This window comes from Pseudomonas sp. MONT-RG-20F-20-E-7-02, assembly GCF_022662395.1.
Lineage (GTDB): Bacteria > Pseudomonadota > Gammaproteobacteria > Pseudomonadales > Pseudomonadaceae > Aquipseudomonas.
Genome location: NZ_JAKNQN010000002.1, coordinates 725,686 through 747,661, shown reverse-complemented (window position 1 = coordinate 747,661; position 21,976 = coordinate 725,686). Strand labels below are relative to the sequence as shown.

The window sequence follows — 21,976 nt, the reverse complement described above, 5'->3', positions numbered from 1 at the left end:
CCCGGAAGTTAACGTTTTTGTTAACTTCCGGGGCAGGGCTTACAGCTGCCAGTCCAGGGCAAGCGTGATGGAGCGCGGGTCTCCCCAATACACGCCGTTATAAAAGCCGACACGTTCGTAATATTTTTTATCAAATAGATTGTTCACGTTGATCGACGCCGAAACATGTTCGTCGAACTGGTAACGCGACATCAGGTTGACCACGGTGTAAGCCTGTTGGGTGATCTTGGCCCGGGTGGTGATCAGGTTGCCCTTGTCATCCCGCGCGCCTGTCGGCCGGTTGCTGAAGTCATACATGTCGCTCTGCCAATTCACCGCGCCACCCACCGTGAGGTTGCGCCATTGGCCCGGCAGCCGGTAAGCGCTGGAGAGCTTCAGCAGGTTGAGTGGTTGCTGGGTATTGTTACGTTTGCCCGAGCCATTCAACGAGTGGGTGTAGGTATAGCCTGCGGTCACATTCCAGTCGGGCATGACTTCACCGGCAACCTCGAGTTCGAAGCCATTGACCTTGTTACCCTTGCCGCCGGATTTGTAGTATTCCTCGCCCGTGACCGGGTTCGGCGGCACCGAGTCGTCCAGTTCTGCGACGTTGTCCTGGGTGCTCCAGAAATAAGCCGCGGCCACATTCAAGCGCTCCTGCAGCAGGCTGCCTTTGAGCCCCACTTCATAGTTGCTGCCCACAACGGGCTCCAGATACTTCTTACCCACGTCGACGGAATCCTGTGGCTTGAAAATATCGGTGTAACTGGCGTAGACCGTGTACTCCGGCGTCAGGTCATAGAGCAGCCCCGCATAAGGCGTCCACATGTCATTGTGGGTCTGACGCGTCTTGCCGCTCTTCTTCAACTGGTCATTGGCGTCATAGTCAGGTTCGGCTTTTTCGTACTCCCAACTGCCATAGCGACTGCCCAGCACCGCGTGCAGGCGATCTGTCAGGTTCAGTTGAGTGGCCAGGTAACCCGCCTTCTGTTTTTTAGAGCTGTGCTCACCCTTGAGCGACGTGACCGTGTCAGGAAACTTGGCGATCCCGCCCATGTGTTTCCAGTCGTCGATGTTGTTGTACCCGGCGGGCGTCTTGCCCGGGCGCATAAACGGTGAGGTGTCGCGTTGAGCGGCTTCGCCATAACCCACCATCAGCTTGTGTTCGCGGCCTAGCAGCGTATAAGTGCCGGCGAGGTTGAGGTCAATCGCTTCCATCCTGGACGTGCCGAGCATATGGCTGTTCCAGGCTTTCATGCCGCTGCGATCATCATTGGGAAAGCCCGCGCCGCCGTAGTAGACCTTGCCATCCGTATCGCTTTGGCGATGGGTATACGCCGCCTTCAGATGCCAGTCACCCGCCAGCCGATGGTCCAGCGTTGCGAAGGTGGTTTTGTCCGTCAGCGGCCAGGAGCTCCAGTCTGCCGCCATGTTGGTGGAGCGCGACAGCCCGGCCTTGCCGCCCTGGCTGTTCCAGTAGGGCACTGTGCCCCAGGACGTGCCTTGCACGTGTTTGTCCTGGTAATCAAAGCCTACGGCCAGCACGGTGTCGTCTGAAAGATCGCCTTCCAGAATGCCGTAGCCGACAGTGCGCTGCAGCCCGTAGTTGTCACGGAACGACTTGCTGTCGCGGTAGGCCAGCACGCTGCGCCCGCGCAAGCGGCCGTCAAATGCCAGCGGGCCGCCCACGTCCACGTAGCTGTAGTAGTTGTCGTGGCTGCCACCGCTCACGCCGGTTTTTGCCTGCCATTGCGCGGTAGGGCGCTTGCGTACCATGTTGACGGTGGCCGAAGGGTCACCTGCGCCGGTGGTCAAGCCCGTGGCGCCACGTACGACCTCAATATGGTCGTAGATGATGGTGTCGGCGTCCGACTTCATATAGCCGAAGGTATTGAGCATCCCGTCAATCTGGTAATTGGTGATGGCGTAGCCACGGGAGGAGTAGTAGACGCGGTCGGAGTCATAGTGCTGGACGTTGACACCGGTAGTCTGGCGCAGCACCTCGGTCAGGGTGTTGAGGTTGAAATCATCCATCTGCTGACGGGTGACCACCGAGACCGACTGAGGGGTTTCCTTGATGGACAAGTTGAGCTTGGTCGCCGTGCTCATCGCGCCGGTGGTGTAGGCGCCGGTGTGCTCGGTGGTGGCGCCCAGGCCTTCGGCGGTGATGCTGGTGGCGCCCAGCTCCAGCGTGTTGGTCGGCGGGTGTTCGGGGTCGGTTTCGGCCAGTAGGTCCGGGCTCAGAACGGCACCGAACAGGCCAAGGGTGAGGGTCATGGAACGGGTAAACGGCGCGAGCATCGCGGCAGACTCCTTGTCGTCTTTGAAGCCACCCCGGAAAGGGAAGGCCATGGCTCAAAGACGAAAGGAGGCGTGGAACTTTAGGTTTAAACGAGAATGATTGTTATCTTTCTGTTACAAAGCCCTGGCTACTTGATGACCACTTCAGCGGCATTCGGCTTCTTCGGCTGGAGCATGCTGAAATCGATCAGGCCCTTTTTCTGGCCGATATAAGGATCGCCAATCATCAGCGGACGCGGCTTGAAGCTGGCATTGACCAGGCTCTTGCTGCGGTCCCATTCATCGAAGCTCAACCCGGCAAGGTCGGCCCAGGTGTGGATCAATTGCGAGCTGCTGGAAGGGCGCTGCAGGCTGCTGGCGAAGCTCCAGTCGTGGGTTTCCCGCCACTTCGGCGAGGCGTACGCCATGAACGGAATGGTGTACATCGGCGCAGTGGGTTTGCCTTCGTTACGCCCCAGGGTGCTGTGGCCGGCCGAGTCGTACACGTCCTCGCCGTGGTCCGACAGATACAGCAGGAAGCCGTTCGGGTCGGTCTTGGCGTAGTCCTTGATCAGGCTCGACACCACGAAGTCGTTGTACAGCACCGCGTTGTCGTAGCTGTTGTAGACCGGCAGCTGTTCATCGCTGATGCCGGGCGGTACGCCCTGGCGATCGGTGAATTTGTCGAAGGTCGGCGGGTAGCGATACTGGTAGCTCATGTGCGTGCCCAGCAGGTGCACCACGATGAATTTGCGTTCAGCAGGGTCAGCCATGGCCTTGGCGAAAGGCTCCAGTACGTCGCCGTCATATTGGCGGGCATTCTGGTTGCGGTTGTTATTGAGGTACACCTGCTCGTCGGCCTGCTCGGAAAAGGTCGTGAGCATGGTGTTGCGCTTGGTCATGGTCTGCTGGTTGGTGATCCAGTAGGTCTTGTAGCCGGCCTGTTTCATCACGCTGACAATCGACGGCGTCTTGAGGTACAGGTCCGGGTTCTCTTCGTCGGCGAAGGTCAGCACCTGTTGCAGCGCTTCAATGGTGTAGGGGCGCGGGGTGATGACATTGTCGAACACCGCCAGCTGGTCGCGCAGCTTATCCAGTTCCGGCGTGGTGTTACGCGGGTAGCCGTAGAGGCTCATGCGCTGGCGGTTGGTAGACTCGCCGATCACCAGCACCAACGTGGAGGGCTGGCCGGCCATGGTGTCCTTGAGGTTCTTCAAGGGCGGGATCTGGCTGGCACTGGTCAGCATGCCTTGCATGCTGTTGAGTTGTTCGGTGTAACGGCGGTAGGCAACGATCATCTGCCATGGCACGGCGGGCTCGACGCGGGATTCGAAGCCGTCGATGGCCAGTTCCATGGTCGGGTTGGTTGCAATCTGCTTGACCAGCGGGTAGCCGACCACCGCCAGTACAATCGCAGTCGCCGCCAGGATCGCCTGGCCGCGCGGCAGGTAGACCGGGCGCAGGCGGGTCCACAGGAACACTGCAAAGGCGGTATGGGCGATGAACGCCAGCACGATCCACCAGGCGAAGTATTGGGTCGCGTATTCGCCGGCTTCAGAGATGTTCGACTCGAACATGATGAAGATGACGCTTTGCGAAAACTCCTGCTGATAGATGAAGAAGTAACCAAGGCTGGCCATGGAGCAGGCCCACAGCACCACGCCGATCAATCCGGCGAGCACGCGGGTCTGGCGCGGGAACAGCAGCATCGGCGCCAACCAGAAGGCGCTCAGGAAGAAGGCTTGGCGAAAGCCACTGAACCCGGAGGTGCCGGTCAGTTGGATCAGGAGTTGGGTGATACCCGAGAAATACCAGAAAAACAGGAACAGCCAGCCAAGGCCGGCCCAATCAAAGCCTTTCGCAGACTTCGTGCTGCGTTTGAACATCGCCATCCAGCGCTCCAACCCGATAATTGCCAGTCACCGCGCAGGAATGCGCGCAACACAAGGGCTGCCACGTGTGGGCGGCCCTATTCGGCGGGAGTATCGGGAGGAGGGTGTGAAAACTTCGTGAGTTATTCCTGAACGGTTCGTTCAGCTCACGTTCAGCAAAGCGCGGGCTGGGTGCCGGACGCCTGACTGATCTGGGCCTGAAGGTACGAGCGCAAGCGCAGGACTTCCTGCTGCAGTTGATCGCGTTCGTCTTTCAACTGGCGCAATTCATCGCGACGGACGCTGACGTAGAGGGTCTGTGGCGGGCGGGTCATCTGTGCTGTGCTCATTGCTTGCCTCGCAAATAGCCGGTAGATCGCGATGTCGGAACGCGTGAGGGGAGGGGCTCGACACCAGTCGGAAGCAATTCTGAATTCTTTTTTGAATCAAGGGAACTTTTTTATTTTTGATGGTCGTGTGACTTTTTGGGCGGTGATGCTGAAACGATGGCCAACTTTTTGTCATGAAACTACACGGATCCGCTCTGGACTAACCCTCATTAGCCTCATTGCGCTATAAACTATGTCACACATTTATTTAGCAGTTAGGAGCATCAGCACATGCAACTGGGGATTATCGGACTAGGCCGCATGGGCGGTAACATTGCGCGGCGCCTGATGCTCAATGGGCATACCACCGTTGTATACGACCGTAACGAAGCATTCGTCAAAGGCTTGAGCGAAGAGGGCGCCACCGGCGTTGCCGACTTGAAAGCCCTGGTAGCCGGCCTGCAAAAGCCGCGCGCCGTTTGGGTCATGTTGCCTGCAGGCGACCCGACTGAAAACACCATCAATGAATTGAGTGAGCTGCTGGAAGACGGTGACGTAATCATCGACGGCGGCAACACCAACTATAAAGACGACGTGCGCCGTGCCAAGGCGCTGTCGGAAAAAGGCCTGCACTATGTCGACGTCGGCACCTCCGGCGGCGTCTGGGGCCTGGAGCGCGGTTATTGCATGATGATCGGTGGCGACGCCGAGACCGTGCAGCGCCTCGACCCGATTTTCGCCAGCCTGGCCCCAGGCCTGGGCACGATCCCGCGCACCAAGGACCGTTCCGCGTCGGCTGATTCACGAGCCGAACATGGCTACATTCACGCAGGCCCAGCCGGTTCCGGGCATTTCGTGAAGATGATTCACAACGGCATCGAGTACGGGATGATGCAGGCCTTTGCCGAAGGTTTTGACATCCTCAAAACCAAGAACTCGGACAACCTGCCGGAAGATCAGCGCTTTGATCTCAACGTCGCCGACATCGCCGAAGTCTGGCGCCGTGGCAGCGTGGTTTCGTCGTGGTTGCTGGACCTGACCGCCGACGCCTTGGCCACCGACCCGAAACTCGACGGCTATTCGGGCTCCGTGGCCGACAGTGGCGAAGGCCGCTGGACCATCGAAGCGGCCATGGAACAAGCGGTGCCGGTGCCGGTGCTGTCTACCTCGTTGTTCGCGCGTTTCCGTTCCCGCCAGCAGAGCACCTACGGTGACAAAATGCTTTCTGCCATGCGCTTCGGCTTTGGCGGCCATGTGGAGACTTCCAAAAAATGACCGTTAACGGCAAGAAATCCAAGGCCGAACCCGCTCCACCGACCACGCTGTTTCTGTTTGGCGCCCATGGCGACCTGGTCAAGCGCCTGCTCATGCCGGCGCTGTACAACCTGAGCCGTGATGGGCTGCTGGGCGACGGCCTGCGCATTGTCGGCGTTGATCACAACGCCATCAGTGACGCCGACTTTGCCAAGAAGCTCGAGGATTTTATTCGCACCGAGGCCGCCAGCAAGGTCAAGGGCAATGCCGATAACGCCCTGGACCCCGAGCTGTGGGCGCAGTTGGCCAAAGGCATCAGCTACGTCGAGGGCGACTTCCTCGACGACAGCACCTACGCGGACATCGGCAAGAAAATCGCCGACAGCGGCACCGCCAACGCGGTGTTCTACCTGGCCACTGCACCGCGCTTCTTCAGTGAAGTGGTGCAGCGCCTGGGCAGCGCCGGTTTGCTCAATGAAACCGACGAAGGCTTTCGTCGTGTGGTGATCGAGAAACCTTTCGGTTCCGACTTGGCGACCGCCGAAGCCCTGAACGCGAGCCTGCTCAAGGTGATGAGCGAGAAGCAGATCTATCGCATCGACCATTACCTGGGCAAGGAAACGGTGCAGAACATCCTCATCAGTCGTTTCTCCAACGTGCTGTTCGAAGCGTTCTGGAACAACCATTACATCGACCACGTGCAAATCACTGCGGCTGAAACCGTCGGTGTGGAAACCCGGGGTAATTTCTTCGAAAAAACCGGCACCCTGCGCGACATGGTGCCCAACCACCTGTTCCAGTTGCTGGCGATGGTGGCCATGGAACCGCCGGCGGCGTTTGGCGCCGATGCGGTGCGGGGCGAGAAAGCCAAGGTTGTCGGTGCCATCCGGCCCTGGTCGTTGGAAGATGCGCGGGCCAACTCGGTGCGCGGCCAGTACACCGCCGGTGAAATCGCCGGCAAGCAGCTGCCCGGTTACCGCGAAGAAGCCAATGTCGCGCCCGATAGCAGCACCGAGACGTTCGTTGCCCTGAAGGTGATGATCGACAACTGGCGCTGGGTTGGCGTGCCGTTCTACCTGCGTACTGGCAAGCGCATGAGCATTCGCGACACTGAAATCGTGATTTGCTTCAAGCACGCGCCCTACGCGCAGTTCCGCGATACTGACGTGGATGAGCTCAAGCCCACTTACCTCAAGATCCAGATCCAGCCGAACGAAGGCATGTGGTTCGACCTGCTGGCCAAAAAGCCTGGGCCGACCCTGGAAATGGCCAATATCGAGCTGGGGTTTGACTACAAGGACTTCTTCGAAATGCAGCCGTCGACGGGTTACGAAACCCTGATCTACGATTGCATGACCGGTGACCAGACCCTGTTCCAGCGCGCCGACAACATCGAAAACGGTTGGCGTGCGGTACAGCCATTCCTGGATGCCTGGAAAGAGGACGACGGCATCCAGGCCTACAAGGCTGGCGAAGATGGCCCGGCAGCGGCCGATGCCTTGCTGGCCCGTGACGGCCGTACCTGGCACAGCCTCGGATGAGTGACGCCACGATCCATCCCATCCGGTTTGTACTGAGTGATATGGACGGCACGCTGCTGCGCCCCGATCACACCCCCAGTCAACGCACCATCGACACGGTGCGCGCGTTGCGCGATGCCGGGGTGTTCTTCAGCCTGGCCAGCGGGCGCCCGCCCAAGGCCATGATGCAGATGGTCGAGGCGTTCGGCATCGATGTGCCGGTGGCGGGCTTTAATGGCGGTACGCTGGTCAACCCCGATGGCAGCATCCTGCTGGCGCATCATTTGCCGGCAGAAGCGGCCTTGATGGCGCTGGCGCTGTTCAGCGCAGAGCCGGACGTCGAAGTCTGGCTGTTCGCCGACGGCGATTGGCTGCGCCGTGACCCGCCTGGCCCGATGGTCGCGCGGGAGGCGGCCGGCTTGGGTTACGGGCCGATAGTGGTGGAGAGTTTCGAGCCCTACCTGGATCGCGTCGACAAGATCGTTGCCGCCAGTAACAACGCGCCGTTGCTCAAAGCCCTGGAAGCGCAGCTGCAGCCCAAAGTCGAAGGGTTGGCGCATGTGTCGCGCTCACAGCCGGTGTACCTCGACGTGACGGCCATGCTCGCCAACAAGGGTGACGCCTTGAAGGCCCTGGCCGCGCACCTTGGGGTGCCGCTTGAGCAAACGCTGGCCATCGGCGATGGCGGCAACGACCCGGCGATGTTTCACGTGGCAGGTTTTTCGATTGCCATGGGCCAGGCGGAAGAAGTGGTCAAGCGCCAAGCCAGTGTCGTTACCGGCAGCAATGTCGAGGACGGCGCTGCGCAAGCCATTGAGCGGTTTATTCTCGCGGCGAAATAATAACGCCAACTTGAAGTGCCCACGCTCTAACACCCAACTTGCGATCATTGTTGCTGCTGGCAGGCAATGATCGGAAGTTTCTTGGGCGACTTACTTGGGCGACTTACTTCGGCATTGCCCACGACTGCAACTGATGGCCATCTTTGTCGAGTTCGGCGCGCGCCTGCAACAGCAAGTTTTCCAGTTGCGCAGGGTCGGTATAGGCGCTCGAAGACAGCTGTTTACTGCCGATACGGGTATTGGTACGGTCGATGACGCTCAGGCTGAGGGCGCCATTGCCATCGTGCCAGGCCACGCATTGAAAGGGTTGGAAAGCACGGTCTGCGATCAAAAGAGCTTCGTTGATGCGGAGCGGGGCGTTCATGTGGGTCTTCTCTCTAAAATGCCCATCAAGTGTGTGCCGTTGGTTGGGCGGGCCAAACGGTGAGTTACTTGTACTGATGCACGATGGCGGGGTACGGGTCACATGTTAGAGCAAGAAATTTCAACTTTTCCTGATTAACGTCATGTAAGCGGCTGTTTTGGTCGCTGAATGAGGGGGTTAACGCGTCTTCAGTTTTTAACCCCAGACACTGCAGAAGTGGCTTTCTGCCAACACTTATAGCGAAACGGTACAAGGCGCGCGTCAATACCTTGCTAGTGTTAGCGCCAGGCCTCACAAACCATTGTTTCTAAATAACTTTAATAATTCTGGCGCCAAGGAATAGTCATGGTTGTTACACCTGTCCAACGTCGCCTGCTCGTGGTCGATCCCTGTGAGGATTGCCACGCGCTATTACCCGGCTTGCGCACGGCCGGGTGGGAAGTGGACAGCTGTGCGCTGGGCGCCGTAGGTGATCGCTCCTGTGATGTGGGCTTGCTGCGCTTGCAGCCCGAGCACCTTGAACGGCCCGAAGCGGTCAAGGAGTTGATCAGCCGCAGCGGCACTGAATGGATCGCCGTGCTCAGCCAGGATGTGCTGCGCCTGCAAAATGTCGGGGATTTTGTCTGTGAGTGGTTTTTTGACTTCCACACGCTGCCCTTTGACGTGGCGCGCGTGCAGGTCACCCTCGGGCGTGCGTTCGGCATGGCACGCCTGCGGGGCAAAGGCTACGCGCTGGTCGACGAGCCCGAACATGAGTTGCTTGGCGACAGCCGGCCGATCCGTGAACTGCGCAAATTGCTGGCCAAGCTCGCGCCCACGGAGTCACCGGTACTGATTCGCGGCGACAGCGGCACCGGTAAAGAATTGGTGGCCAAGACCCTGCATCGCCAATCCCAGCGCCATGCCAAGCCGTTTGTGGCGATCAACTGCGGCGCCATTCCGGAACATTTGATCCAGTCCGAACTGTTTGGCCATGAGAAAGGTGCATTTACCGGCGCGCACCAGCGCAAAGTCGGGCGTATCGAGGCGGCCCATGGCGGCACGCTGTTTCTCGATGAAATCGGCGACTTGCCCATGGAGCTGCAAGCCAACCTGCTGCGCTTTCTGCAGGAAAAACAGATCGAGCGCGTCGGCGGTAGCCAGCCCATCCCGGTGGATGTGCGCGTGCTGGCGGCGACTCACGTCGACCTGGAGGCCGCAGTGGCCAAGGGCACCTTTCGCGAAGACCTGTATTACCGACTCAACGTTTTGCAGGTGATGACCGCGCCGCTGCGCGAGCGCCATGGCGATGTGGCAATGCTGGCCAATCATTTTTCGCGTTTCTACAGCCAGGAAACCGGCCGGCGCCCGCGCAGTTTCAGCGAAGATGCACTGGTGGCCATGGGGCAACACCCGTGGCCGGGCAATGTGCGTGAGTTGGCCAACCGCGTGCGGCGTGGCCTGGTGCTGGCTGAAGGGCGGCAGATTGAAGCCGTTGATCTGGGACTGCAAGGCGAGCAGGCAATCGCGCCGCCGATGGCTACACTGGAAGATTACAAGCACCGCGCCGAACGACAGGCGCTGTGCGATGTGCTCAACCGGCACAGCGACAACCTGAGTGTCGCCGCCCGCGTGTTGGGGATTTCCCGGCCGACGTTCTACCGGTTGCTGCACAAACACCAGATCCGCTAGGGCGGGTAAACCGAAAAGCCCCGCAACGACCCTTATCGTTGCGGGGCTGATCGTGATCGTTCCCACGCTCTGCGTGGGATGATCGTTCCCACGCTCCGCGTGGGAATGTAGCCTGGGACGCTCCGCGTCCCGCCATCCCTAGAAGTAATACGGAAACTTCAGACTAAACGTAAAGTCCGGCGCATCATCCGTCATCCCAATCGACAGGTTCGGCACAATCGTCAGGTTCTCCGACGCCGCAATCGTCATGCCCACGTTGAAGTAACCGGCGTTCGCATCGCTGGACACCACCGACTGCCAATCCTGGCCACTCTGCTTGACCTTACTTTTACGTTGCACCAGGTCAGACACGGAAAACGACATACTCATCTTCTCGTTGAGGGCAAACGCTACGCCCACACCGAGTTGGAAGCTGTCGCCCAGGCTGATTTTGCCGGGGATTTTCTGGTTGACGTTGGGGCTGATGTCGCTGAACGAGTCCTCGAAGTTATGGGTATAAGACAGCGAACCGAACAGCACGGCCGGGTCGAAGGTCTTGACCAGGGAAATGCCCGGCGTCACCGACCACACACCGTTACCCGTAGGCAGGCTTTCCGGCACGGCGAGGTTATCGTTGCCGGGTTGCTGGATCAGCTTGATGCCGTAAGGGTCTTGGCCGGTGGGAGCCTTGACGCGAACCGACACCACCGCATCCGGCAGGTTGGCGCTCTCGTCGAGAAACTTGTACGCAATGCCGAAGTTGACATCGCCGATGGTCGGGTCACGGGTGACCGTACCTTCCGATGTGGCGTTGGAGTTGCCGCCGGCGCCTCCCGACTGGTAAGTCGATTCGCGGTACACCACCGGCACGTTCAAGTCGAACTGCCAACGGTTATCCAGGTTGTAGCGGCCGGTGAGGTCCAGGGTCCAGCTGTCCGATTTGATTCGGTCCAGGTTGATATTGCCGAGGAAAATCGAGTCCAGCGCCAGAAAACCGTTAAGCGACAACTGGCGAGCGTCATAGCGCGCATAGGTGATGCCGGTTTCAAAGCTGAACTTGCCGTTGCCGAAAAAGCCGCTGGCCTCGTTGTACAAGTTGCTCACGCTTTGTGCCGGGGCGGAGTCGTCCTTGAGGCTCTGCCCGTACGAGCTGCCACCCGCTGCGCCGCCAGAGGCTGCAGCGGCGCCGACGCTACGCGTATTGCCGGCCACCGTGGTGCCGCCTTTCTGGAAGTCGGCAGGGGATTTGGCCAAGCGTTTTGGCGCGGGTGTGGCGGGTTGGTCTTCTACTTGGCGTACGCGTTGCTCCAATACGGCCAGTGCTTTTTGCTGCACTTCATAACGTTGCTTGAGCTCCAGCAGTTCCTGCTTCAACGTTTCGATATCGGCATCCGGCGCGGCATACAACATGGATGCGGGCAGGAGCGTACTCAAGCAAACCACGGCACGTAACGATAACGATCGATGCATGAAATAAGCCGTCCCTTTCTAATGCGTAAGTGTCGAGGCACAGCGTAGTTCAATATCCGGCAGGGCGTAGGCCTTTGAGTTGATCCAGGTTGAGGTTCTGCGTGATGTTGTTCAAACCGTTGTTGCCCAACACCACATTGAGCTGGGTCAAGTTGTTCACGAAGTTACTGTTGCCCTGAATAACGGTGCCTTGCAGCACGTTGCCACCGCCGATTTGCTGCACCACATTGCCTTGGTTGTTATTAGCCTGGAGGGCCATTTGCAGCCCGCCATTGTTGGCCGTGACCGTGACCTGGCCCGCCGCGGTGCCACCGGTAATCGGCTGGCCGGCCATCAAGGCCTGCCCGGATTGCACGTAGTTGGCAGGTGCCAGGCCGTTTTTGTTAACGTTAATATCGACGCCGTTGCTGGCGGTGTTGCCATCACCGGCGGCGCGCACGCTTTGCACGACGCCCTGGCCGCTGCCCAGGCCGGAGCCACCCACCACCGTGCCGGTGCCTTCAGGCTGCTTGATCACGCCGCTGCCGTCGTTGCCGGTAATCTGCACGTAGAACTGTGGGGTGATGGTGGACGAGTTGACCTGCATATTCGCGGTGCCGGTGACGCTCGCACCGGCGGCGTTGGTCCAGGTGCTGCTCATCACGATGCCGAAGCTGACAATTCGCCCGGGCATCACATAGCGCCCACGCAGGTCAGCCATTTCCGAGTCCTTGAGTTCGATCGGCTTGAACGCCGAGGAGGCGTAAGCCGGTGCTGCGGCTGCCAGGCACATGACCGTCAGCCAACGGAGAGTGTTCATCGTTTGCTCCTGGAGCGTCCTGCTCCTTATTGCGCTTCTAGAAGAAGTCGCTCTGGATGAAACCGAAGTCCATCAATTCACTGTCGCGTACCGGGCTGAACTCGTTCAGCTGGTTCTTGGCGGTCAGTGGGGCGGGCGGGGTGAGCAAGGCGTTGGTCTTGTCGTAGCCCTCGCCGATAACCGCAAACACGATGCCATTCCAGCCTTTGATGAAATCGTCTTTGGCATAGCGCTTGTTACCCAGCACGGGATCGCCGATGTACACCCAGTCCTTGTCGGCACGCTGCATCACCACGAAGTGCTTGTAGCCGCGAATCTCCAGCAGCACCACTACCGGCACTTTCACGGTGATCAGTACTTCGGGCGTAATCCGGTAGCCCTTGGCACGCATGTGGATGCTTTCCAGATAGCGCTTCATGTCGAGCATCGAGAAGCCCTGGGTGCGCACCAAATCCTGGTCGGCATTGACCAGCATGCCCTTGATGACGTGGTCTTCATCCACGTCCATCCAATAGGCTTGGCGCAAGATGGTCGCCAGCGCGGCGGCACCGCAGCTGAAATCGGTTTTCTGTTCCACCAGGTTGGCGAATTTGCGCTCGCGAATGCTTTCGACCTTTTTGTACATCAGCCCGCCACCGGGCATGACGATTGCCACTTGGCCTGCCCAGGTCGGGCCGGTGAGTGCGAGCAAAAGGAGGACGGCAACGAGGCGCATGATCGTATGACCTGTTGGACACTGGAAATAAAAAGGGCCTTGTTGCCAAGGCCCGATCTGGATCAGAAGCGAGTGATTGCTACGTTGTTCTGGCCTTGGTTGTTGCTGCCCGACAGAACGTTGGAGTTCGATACGCCCGAGCTGTAGTTCATCGAGTTGTTCACGCTGGCGTTGTTGACCACAGGTTTGGTGCTCCAGCCGTGGCCGCTGCTCAGGTTGAGCGTCAGGTTGCCCGACACGTCCTGCACGCCGGTGACCGCTGCTGCGCCACCATCGCCATTGCCCGAGGCAATTGCAGTGCTGTTGCTGGCTTGGTTGGAGGTGCCAGAGGCTGCGTTCAACTGAATGATGCCCGATGCGTTGTTGCCGCTGTCGTTGAGCGAAGCGTTGTTTTTGGTGCCGCTGTTGAGCACGAAGTTGCCGGTGTTCGATTGTGCGGTACCGGCGCTGGCGAACACGAAGTCGGCATCACCGGAAACGATGGCCACGTCGTTTTTGCCTTGGTTGTTGTCGCCGCTCAGCACGTTGCCGTTCGCTACGCCACTGATGTGGTTGTAGGAGTCATTGGCCGAAGCGTTGTTTTTGGTTTTGTCATTGATCACCACGTTGGAGTGGTTGCTTTGACCGTCCAGCGTCGTCGCGGAAGCGGTCGTTGGCGCAGGCTGAGGATGATGGTTAGGTTGACCCGCTTGAGCAGCAACAGCCATGAGCGCAGCGAGAGCGAAAGCCAGTGGTTTAAGAGCCATTGTAGTTTTCATGGTGTATCTCCTTGCTTCTATTAGTTGGTTAAGTGTTGGTACGGTCTAGCTATCGACTCAGCTCCATCAGTTGAGTCGTACATTCAGGGTGTTAGCCACTCGGTTCCCCACCCCGGCGCTCTGGTTGACCTGAACCACTCCACGGCTGCCGGTGAAGGCCTGGTCGCTGGTAACGACCTGGCGGCTGCCAGTGGTAGGGGTCAACCCTGAGTCGGTTGCAAGCGCAACGTTCTGTTGCGACATGACGCTGTCGTCGATGCTTTGCGGGCCAGCGCTGACGCTGATTCGCATGGCATTGATCATCTGGTTCTGGGCCCCGGCGGACTGGTTGACGCTCAGTGCACCGTTGCCATTGCTGAAAGAGTTGCCCTGGATCGCGGCCTTGGCGTTGAGGGCCCGGTCGGCGGCGGCGCCGCTGATTTTTTGCGTGACGGCGATGGTCGTCTGGGCGTTGTGGCCGACGGTGATGGCAACGTTGTTACTCAGCTGTTGCTGGTCGCCGGCGGCCTGGTTGACCGTGACCACGCCGTTGTATTGCTTGCCCGAGTTATCGATGGTCGCGTTGTTGTTGCTGTCGGCCATGGCCGCTGTGCAACCGAGCGCGGCAAGCAGCATCCAGGAGCGGATCATTTCATTGCCCCCCCGACCATGCCGCTGATGTTGTTCAGTGGGGCGAGGCCGCTGGAAATCGCACCGTTTACCGTGCCGGCGATGCCGCCGCCGCTGCCGCTATGGCCCGCTGCGCTGCCTGCACCAAGGTTGTTGGCACCGCCGATATTGTTCAAACCGGTGATGTCGCCGTTGGGCATGATGCTGCGTGTGATGCTGGAGCCACTGCTGATGCCCGCGATGTCGTGGTCGCTGAGCTCATTGGTGGAGGCGCGGAAGATTTGCGCAGACGGGTTGGCGTTGACGGTGGTGGGGTAGGGGTCGGTGCCGCGTGTACGGCCGATTGAATACGGTTGCACCTGGCGTTCAATCACGATCACACCATCACCTGCCGCGAGCACTGGGAGGCTCACACCGGCACTCAGTGCACAGCTGATCAGCAGGAGGCTCAAGGAGCCTTGATTGTGTGTGTCCATGGCAGTGTTCCTTATTCTTCGCGCTGACCCTAAACAGCGCTGTAAGGGAAAGAGCAGAACGCGTGCCGCTTTTGATTTTTCGTGAATATTCAGTAGGTTGCGATTAAAGCGTGGGGAGGTGACGGCCGAAGTGTTTCATCCGCGAAACACTCGCCCTGCGACTGTCTATGCGCAGCCCCACCTGTTGGCTGTCTCAGTGATGAAACACTGCACATGACAAAGCCATGAATCCGCACCGGGCGGGCCATTCAGGCCAGGGAAGTGTTTCAAAAATGGACACTACGGGCGCAAGCGAGCCCGTACGAGCAGGCGGTCTTAGCCCTTCGGCGCTTTACGCGGGATGGAATTGAGTACGGGGTTGCCGTCCTGATTCTGGGTCAGGTAGACCGGCAAAACCTTGGGCAGGGAAGGGACGAGGTTGTTGACCTCATTGATGTTGTAGATGCCGCCAATGCGAATCGCCCCGGTATTGGCATCTGCCAGCATCACCGGTTTATTCAGGTAGCGGTTGATCAGCGGCAACGCGTCGGCCAGGGCCAGGTTGTCGAGCACCAACTTGCCCTGGCGCCATGCCAGGCCGGCGTCGTTGGGGTCTATCGCGGCGACTTGCGGGGTGGCGTCACCCGTGTGGTAACTGGCTTGCATGCCAGGGCTGAGCGGCACGCCGGCGTGCTGCGTATCGCTGGAAATCTGCACCGAGCCTTCCAGCAACATCACCCGGACCTGGTCTTCATACTTCCATACGTTGAATTGGGTGCCGGTGACCCGAACCTGCCCGTCACCGGCCTTCACAACAAACGGGTGACTGCGGTCATGGGTGACCTTGAAAAACGCTTCGCCCTTTTTCAAGGTGACTTGGCGTTGGTCCTTGTAATTGCGGTAGACCAATTCGGTGCCCAGGTTCAACTCGACTTGGCTGCCATCGCCAAGGGTGACCTTGCGCAGGCCATTGGCAGCGTCGAAATGCTCATAGGCGCTGGGCAGCCAGCCCGCTTCCCAGCCCGTGAAGGCTGCCAGCGGCAGGGCGGCGAGGCACACCGCTGCAGCGACGGCGTAAGTGCGCAAGCGGCTGCGCGGCTTGAACGGCAGTACCACCGGCGAAGGCTCGCTGCGCGGCAAGTGGTCGGCCACGTCCCAGATTTCCAACATGGCCGCGTATTCGAAGGCGTGCAGCGGGTCGGCATCGTGCCATTGCGTAAACGCCCGACGTTCTTCAGCCGTGCAATCACCGGCATGCAGGCGCATGCACCAATGCGCAGCGGCGTCGGTGATGGCGTCGTATTCGGCTTCTGAAAGGGAGTTTTCGCTCATTAATCCATCCTGATTTCGCACATTCTAACCTCCCGAGGCGGATGGCGAGAACAACCATCATGGCGATTGCACATCAATTGGAACTTATTCTCGTTTGGAAAACTCAGAAAACACAGGACACGAGTCCGTCATTCCCACAAAGGAGTACGAACATGCTGAAGAAAACCTTAGCCGCCCTGTGTGCAACCACCGCTTTGCTGAGTGCCGGCGCAGCCCTGGCCGATAAGCCGGGCGCGGGCTGGATCCCCATCGAAAAGGCCATCGAGACCGCGAAGACCAAGGCCGGCTATATCGAAGTCTACAAGGCCGAAGCCGACAACGATGGCTATTGGGAAGTCAAAGGCCGCAAGTCCGATGGCACGGTCTATGAAGCACGTATCGACGGCGCCTCGGGCAATATCCTGCGTGACCAGAAAGACTGAGGCACTGCCGGGGGCCGCTCAGGCCCCCGCATCCAGCAAACGGCCCAGGTGAGTAATCAGATAAGTGACTGAATCGGCGTTGGCCAAAATGGTGTCGATTCGCTTGTCGGGGTCACTCATGAATACCTGCCGGGCGTCATCAAGGTCCTTGGCGCCCGTGGCGCTGAGGACTTTTTGTTTGACGTAATGGGTGCCGCTGTCCGCACCGTAGTCTTCCCATGTCGCCGAGAGATCATCCCAGGTCTTGAACAGCATTGTGGCGGGTGTCAGCGTCGACAGCGCGGTCTTGCGCAAATCTTCCAGCGTCGTCTTCATCAACTGCGCACCCGGCTGCGCAGGGTTAATCAAGTCGGGAAAGGGGCGCATCGTGTCCATGTACGCGATGTCTTCGGTACGCGACCTCAAGTGCGTCAATTCGTGAATCAGCGTGCTGGCCCTGGCGTGGGCCGAGATGTCGAAGGGTGAGTTCAAGCGGTTCTGGTACTCGTCCATGTCCGGATCAAAGAACCGATTGAGCAAATACAGTTTGCGCTCCGGGTCCTCAGGAATCACAAAGGCGTATTCCTGCGCCATGCTTACGCGGCTGGTGCCGCTGACAAAGCGTTTGGAATCAGGCCCGGTCAAGCTGGGGTCGCTTAATTCATCGAGTATGCCATCGATAATTTTCTCGACCCGACTGAGCTGCTGCGGGCTGATGCTGATCACACCGAACATTTCCCCCAAAAAAAGCCCGACGCGGCTATCGGGATCACGTTGCAGCGAAAAGCGCGCGATGTTGCGCTTGCAGGTGACGCCGTAATAAGTCGCCACGTTCAACGCTTCATTGATGGCCTGGGCTTTCCAGTTGGACAGGCTGGCAATCGCGCGTATGCCGCTCGCTTCGATGTTGATCGTCTCGCGCTCGTCGTTGCGCGTTCTATAGCGCGACAGTACTTTGCCGAAGCGCGGGTTATGCCGACGCAGGTCCAGCACCCATTTGCCTTGTGGGTTGCGGCCCACGTAGGCGCCGTTCAGTGGGTCCTTGGCCAGGCGCCAGTGCTGGGCGGTTTTCTTGACTGAGTAGACTTTTCCGTCCAGTGGCACATAGCTTTTTGACCTCGACTTGTCGTGGTAGACATGGCTGGTGGGGCTTTTTTCAAGGTCCTTCAGCGCGATGTCGTGATCTTCGAAGGGCTGTAACTCAGTGCGCGAGGGGGCGGTGATGTCCAGGCTGCTCAGGCTTGTCGCCGTGGGCAGCGTGTCGTCCGACAGCTCTGCCAGCGTGACGGGTTTTTCTGTGGGCGGCGGTTTTGCGCTGCCGTCCAGCTCCCCGCGCAGCGCGGCCATTTGCGCCACGCCCGCGATAAAGTCCTTCAAGGCAGCCCTCCACCTGTGCAATTGCAGCGCCTCGGCTGAGCGCTTGAACAATCGGTAGCTGCGCCACACCACCAGAGGGTACGCAAGTTTTCCGGCCATGAAGCGCACGGCCGTGGGAATGTCCTCGCCCAGCAGGTTGACCGCAGTGTCCCATAGAACTTTGGCGTCTTTCTTGAACTGGCAAGCCAGCATCTTGAGCAGCATTTGCGTGTTGTCGCTGAACAGGGCGTGCAGGGCGTTGCCGCTCACCGCAGACGCGGCGAGACGGATGTCGGAGGGGCGATGCCGGTTGTTTTGCAGCAGGTTGCGGTAAGTGGCCTGATGCGCCAGCTCCAAGTGCCTCAAGGTCCAGTCCTGAAGTGCACCCGGCTTTTCCAATTCATCCAGCAGGGCTTGTTCGTTTGCATACTCCTTGAGCACATGGTTTTCACTGTAGGGCGCATATAACACCAGAGGCCCGGCGCTGCTGGTTTCAGGGCCAATCAGGTACATGCCCAATGCCTTCACGGCCGCAGCGCCATCGGTCGCTATCAACGCCAGCGGGCGAATAATGGCGGTCGCACCCGCAAGGGTTGCGCGTGCCAGGGCATCGGGCATGTTGAAAACCTGCTGGACGTAGCCAAGGGCCCGCGCTGTAAGGCGTTCCTGCAGCCTTTGCTCGTGGGCGTATTGCAGCATTTGCCAAGGCAGTTGACGGCAGAACAGGCGCCGGCGTTTGCGCGCCTCTTCGGTCTGGGCATTGAGCGTGTTCTGCACCATTGTGTGGTAGGCGGTTTTCAGGTCCAGCTGCCGGACCATCTGAATCACCGTACTGGCATCCAGTGCAGGCGGCAGCGGCGTGGCAGTGCGTGAACGTGGACGCAGGTTTTCGGCTTCCAGGTCCGGCCAGTGACGCACGGCAAAATCGGTCAGGCTCAATACATGAACGTCCAGCGACTGGTGCACCGGCAGTTGAATGTCATCTGGCGAGAGGTCATGGTCGGGAAACCGTGCCTTGAGCAGCGCCTGCAGGGCTGTGAACGCATGTTTGCGCAGGGGCACGATGCCGTGCAGGTAGTCTTTTTCGTCGGGTGCACTGTTATGGTATTGCTCAAGCAGTTCAGCGTGATGGATCTGGTCCTCAGTCGTTGCCATGCCCAGCCACACGGGCAGGGCCTGCTGGTTGACGAGGGCGCCAGCCACCCTGATCGCGCGTGCCAGATTGGTGGGCGCGGCCTGCTCCAGCACGTTGTCCAGGCGGTCTTGCAGGGCACGCGCGGGTAACTTCATGGAAAGCAGGTGATCAACCCCGTCCATCACGTAATCGCTGTAGGTTTGCAGGCGGTTGTTCAGTACGTTGTCATCGATGCGTTGCAGCTGGCCCAACCGATACACCTGATGGGGCCTACGCAGGGAGACGGGCAGGTTTTCCAGCAGGCTCAAACGCTTGATCGGATGCGCCAGGCGCTGTGTCAACGCGCTGCGCAGGGTTTCAATCGACGTAAACACTTCATGGCCCAGCCGAGGCGTCCAAAGCACGACCCGGCCTGAGCGTTCGGGGTCAATACCGCCGCGTTCAGTCAGTACAAACAGGTTGGCAAGGGGGCTGGTAGCCGCCGAGGTGCCAATACCCAGTGTCAATGCGTAGGCATCCGGCAAAAAGCCGTTGAGGCCGTGACGGGTCAAGCGCAACAAGCTGTCCGGCCGCAGCACCGTATCAAGCACCGCCTGGCTGCGGGCGGTCATGGTTTTACCCAATAACCGCATGTCGGCCTCGCTTTGCAACCCAAGGCGCATTGAGTGGGCATGCTTGTCACGGGCGTTGCCCAAAAACAGGCGTGGGAGGTTATGCATATCGGTGTCAGCAAACACCTTCAACACTCGGTCAATCACGTCGTTGAAAGTGCTCAGGGTCATGCTGTGCAACTGCTGGGCCACACGCGGGTCGAGCTTTTTGTAAAAGCCGGTGGTGTCGGCGCCGGCAATCGGTGCGGCTTCAAGGCTCAAGCGTTCGATGAAGTGCTCTACCATGCTCAACGACGACACGGGCGGGCGCTCTTCACGTTCCTGGGCTGGCGTTTCGTAGGTGTTGATGTAGACCTCATCGGCCTTCACCTCCAATTGCTGTGCCTGCAGCTGCGCGTCCAGGGCAAGGGTGACCATGCTGCGCAAGGTCGGATGTTGTTTGCGCTCGATGGCCAGCGCCTCTTCGGCCGCCATCAGGCGTTGAAGGTGCAGCTTGGCGCGCTCGGCTTTTACCGTAGAGGGGCGGCTGTTACCGCTGGTGACCGGATGAACCGTCCAACGCCCGGCGGTGTCCAGCGGTGCCAGGCGATCGTCCAGTATCGTGCGTATATCCAGGGCGCAATCGAGCAGCGCAGCCAGGTCTACCTGGCCATCGCTGCGCCGGTAAAGTTCCAGTGCGTGGTTCATATTGCTGATCTGCTTGAGTGCAATGTCTTCGACCATGCCGGTGAACACGCCGCCTGTGACGGGGCCGGCCGCGATGGTTATCTGGTCCAGGCTCATAAACGTGTTGCGTTCATCCAGGGAGAGCACGTTGAGCAACTCATCTTCGTGCCCGGCGGCCTTGAGCATGCTCAACAAGGTGTCTTTCAGATCATCCAGGTTTTCGAGCACCTGCAATCCGCGCGATTGCGTGTAGAGGTACGCGTGTGTTTCGCTGAGCATCAGCGTGCCGGCCAGCTCCACATAGTGCTGATACGGCGCGTAAAGCCGCACTTTCTCCACGCTCAGGCGGCTGGCGTAGTGGCTGCGGGCGGTCTGGTCGCTGAGGAACAGCGCCTGGAGCGTGTGGCTTTGGTCGGCAGTGAGGGTTTCTTGTTGGCGCTTGAGCAAGATATCGAGACGAAACTTGTCAGCCATGACCTGCGCGAAAAAATCCAGGCGCGAGGTGCCGTTGCCGGTGTCCTCGTTCCAGTAAGTCTGCAGCAGGCTGTCCAGCAGCTTTGACAAGATGCTGGAGGTCTGTTCCACCAGCGTTTCCCACTGCTGCTGATCCTGTTCCAGTTGGGGCTGGGTGAAGGTGCTGGTGACATGCCGGGGGTTAATGAACTCGCGGGTTTGCGCCTTGGGCCAGGCATGTCGTACATAAAACTGCAGGAGCGCTTCGCTTAACGGTTGGGAACCGACCCAGCGTCGACCGCCGTCTCCCGGCATTTGCACAAAACAGTTCACCTGCGTATGGCGTTGATCCAGCCCTGGGAAGTCAGCGCGCGCCATGATGCCGAGCAGCGTATCGAGCATGCCGGGCAAGGTCGGGATTTTTTGCAGGTGCGCCAGCATCGCCTGCACGTTGGCATGCTGGCAGGCCTGCAGCGTCTGCTCCTGGTCTACTTGCACCGAGCCTTCGATCGTTGCAGTGGTTAACGTCATGGGGGTGCCGACAGGCAACGCGTTGCGCTGGGCAATCGACAGGAAGCTCAGCCATTCGACGCGCTGCACCGGGTCCACCAACTGCTCGCTCACCTCGGTGAGCAGCGAGGCATGATCGTCAGCAACCTGAATGCCGCCATACGGGGTGTACAGCAGGGCCTTGCGACCGTCCGGGCTGGGGCTCATCACAAATGCACCGGCGATGGGCGTCGCCGGTTGACCTGAGACGTTGATCAGCAGTCTCTCGACGCGCATCGGATGGCCGCGCAGCTGGGTATCCTGGCGAGCGGCATCGCTGGCGTAGTAAAGGTTATGCAGCCAATCAAGGTCTTGGGTGGTGAGCCCCAATGCGCGCTCGCGGTCGCTGGGGGTTTTTCGACTGATGGGCTGCAGGAATTCGTCGAAAAAGTACGGCGGGGTGACGCGGACCATGATCAGTCTCCAGTGTGCTCGGAAGACGACAGGGTAAGTGCGCGTGATTGGCAGACCGGGGTAAATAATCAGCCCCCGCGCAAGTTGACAGCAGGCGCCGTGCGTGGTGTTTTATCGAGGCCTGTATGTTCATTCGTTGCGCCCTCCAATCATAAAAACGGAGC

Annotated in this window: 17 protein-coding genes; 5 read left to right on the top strand and 12 right to left on the bottom strand. The window is 59.5% G+C overall.

Translation table 11 applies throughout. The annotated features are described in order from the left end of the window. Positions 1-39: 39 nt before the first annotated feature. From L8I05_RS08600 to L8I05_RS08590, 3 genes are all read right to left on the bottom strand, one after another. Positions 40-2,280: a TonB-dependent siderophore receptor gene (locus tag L8I05_RS08600; RefSeq protein ID WP_242168420.1), complete on the bottom strand. Its 2,241-nt coding sequence runs from the start codon at positions 2,278-2,280 to the stop codon at positions 40-42. A gap of 128 nt (positions 2,281-2,408) precedes the next feature. Further along, positions 2,409-4,151 carry a phosphoethanolamine transferase CptA gene (locus L8I05_RS08595; RefSeq protein WP_242168266.1) on the bottom strand — a complete coding sequence of 581 codons (1,743 nt, stop codon included), beginning with the start codon at positions 4,149-4,151 and terminating at the stop codon, positions 2,409-2,411. Between the two features lie 152 nt (positions 4,152-4,303). After that, positions 4,304-4,480, bottom strand: a complete 177-nt coding sequence (locus L8I05_RS08590; RefSeq protein WP_277931697.1) for a DUF6026 family protein — start codon at positions 4,478-4,480, stop codon at positions 4,304-4,306. A 270-nt stretch (positions 4,481-4,750) separates the two neighbouring features. Here L8I05_RS08590 and gnd point away from each other — a divergent pair, with 270 nt between their 5' ends. Genes gnd through L8I05_RS08575 form a run of 3 tightly spaced genes read left to right on the top strand, consistent with a single transcriptional unit; the run spans position 4,751 to position 8,075 of the window. Beyond that, positions 4,751-5,734, top strand: a complete 984-nt coding sequence (gene gnd / locus L8I05_RS08585) for a phosphogluconate dehydrogenase (NAD(+)-dependent, decarboxylating) (RefSeq protein WP_177015691.1) — start codon at positions 4,751-4,753, stop codon at positions 5,732-5,734. Beyond that, positions 5,731-7,254 carry a glucose-6-phosphate dehydrogenase gene (gene zwf / locus L8I05_RS08580; RefSeq protein ID WP_242168264.1) on the top strand — a complete coding sequence of 508 codons (1,524 nt, stop codon included), beginning with the start codon at positions 5,731-5,733 and terminating at the stop codon, positions 7,252-7,254. The genes gnd and zwf overlap by 4 nt, the downstream gene beginning before the upstream one ends. Further along, positions 7,251-8,075: a Cof-type HAD-IIB family hydrolase gene (locus L8I05_RS08575; protein WP_242168262.1), complete on the top strand. Its 825-nt coding sequence runs from the start codon at positions 7,251-7,253 to the stop codon at positions 8,073-8,075. The genes zwf and L8I05_RS08575 overlap by 4 nt, the downstream gene beginning before the upstream one ends. A 103-nt stretch (positions 8,076-8,178) precedes the next feature. On the opposite strand, the gene L8I05_RS08570 is transcribed toward L8I05_RS08575, so the two are convergent. Next, the gene (locus L8I05_RS08570; RefSeq protein ID WP_065906499.1) at positions 8,179-8,439 is read right to left on the bottom strand and encodes a hypothetical protein; all 261 of its coding nucleotides are present in this window, start codon (positions 8,437-8,439) and stop codon (positions 8,179-8,181) included. A 345-nt stretch (positions 8,440-8,784) separates the two neighbouring features. Between L8I05_RS08570 and L8I05_RS08565 the strand changes: the two genes are divergently transcribed. Continuing rightward, entirely contained in the window at positions 8,785-10,110 is a 1,326-nt protein-coding gene (locus tag L8I05_RS08565; RefSeq protein ID WP_242168260.1) for a sigma-54 dependent transcriptional regulator, read from the top strand. Between the two features lie 138 nt (positions 10,111-10,248). Here L8I05_RS08565 and L8I05_RS08560 read toward each other — a convergent pair whose 3' ends face one another. The 7 genes from L8I05_RS08560 to L8I05_RS08530 all read right to left on the bottom strand — a co-directional run bounded on the left by L8I05_RS08560 (position 10,249) and on the right by L8I05_RS08530 (position 16,227). Then, the gene (locus L8I05_RS08560; protein WP_242168258.1) at positions 10,249-11,559 is read right to left on the bottom strand and encodes a hypothetical protein; all 1,311 of its coding nucleotides are present in this window, start codon (positions 11,557-11,559) and stop codon (positions 10,249-10,251) included. A 49-nt stretch (positions 11,560-11,608) separates the two neighbouring features. Further along, complete coding sequence (locus L8I05_RS08555; protein WP_242168256.1) at positions 11,609-12,358, bottom strand: hypothetical protein; 750 nt, start codon at positions 12,356-12,358, stop codon at positions 11,609-11,611. 37 nt (positions 12,359-12,395) lie between these two features. Continuing rightward, positions 12,396-13,073 (bottom strand): C39 family peptidase, encoded by a 678-nt coding sequence (locus tag L8I05_RS08550; protein WP_159955945.1) that lies wholly within the window; start codon positions 13,071-13,073, stop codon positions 12,396-12,398. A 62-nt stretch (positions 13,074-13,135) separates the two neighbouring features. Further along, the gene (locus L8I05_RS08545; protein ID WP_242168255.1) at positions 13,136-13,831 is read right to left on the bottom strand and encodes a heme utilization protein; all 696 of its coding nucleotides are present in this window, start codon (positions 13,829-13,831) and stop codon (positions 13,136-13,138) included. A gap of 66 nt (positions 13,832-13,897) precedes the next feature. Further along, entirely contained in the window at positions 13,898-14,461 is a 564-nt protein-coding gene (locus L8I05_RS08540; protein WP_242168253.1) for an adhesin, read from the bottom strand. Beyond that, entirely contained in the window at positions 14,458-14,916 is a 459-nt protein-coding gene (locus L8I05_RS08535) for a hypothetical protein (protein ID WP_242168251.1), read from the bottom strand. The genes L8I05_RS08540 and L8I05_RS08535 overlap by 4 nt, the downstream gene beginning before the upstream one ends. A 315-nt stretch (positions 14,917-15,231) precedes the next feature. Continuing rightward, positions 15,232-16,227, bottom strand: coding sequence for a FecR family protein (locus tag L8I05_RS08530; RefSeq protein ID WP_242168249.1), 996 nt, complete (start codon positions 16,225-16,227; stop codon positions 15,232-15,234). A 152-nt stretch (positions 16,228-16,379) separates the two neighbouring features. On the opposite strand from L8I05_RS08530, the gene L8I05_RS08525 reads away from it, so the two are divergent. Next, entirely contained in the window at positions 16,380-16,649 is a 270-nt protein-coding gene (locus tag L8I05_RS08525) for a PepSY domain-containing protein (RefSeq protein ID WP_242168248.1), read from the top strand. 18 nt (positions 16,650-16,667) lie between these two features. Here L8I05_RS08525 and L8I05_RS08520 read toward each other — a convergent pair whose 3' ends face one another. Then, positions 16,668-21,812 carry a DUF6543 domain-containing protein gene (locus L8I05_RS08520; RefSeq protein ID WP_242168245.1) on the bottom strand — a complete coding sequence of 1,715 codons (5,145 nt, stop codon included), beginning with the start codon at positions 21,810-21,812 and terminating at the stop codon, positions 16,668-16,670. Positions 21,813-21,976: the final 164 nt, after the last annotated feature.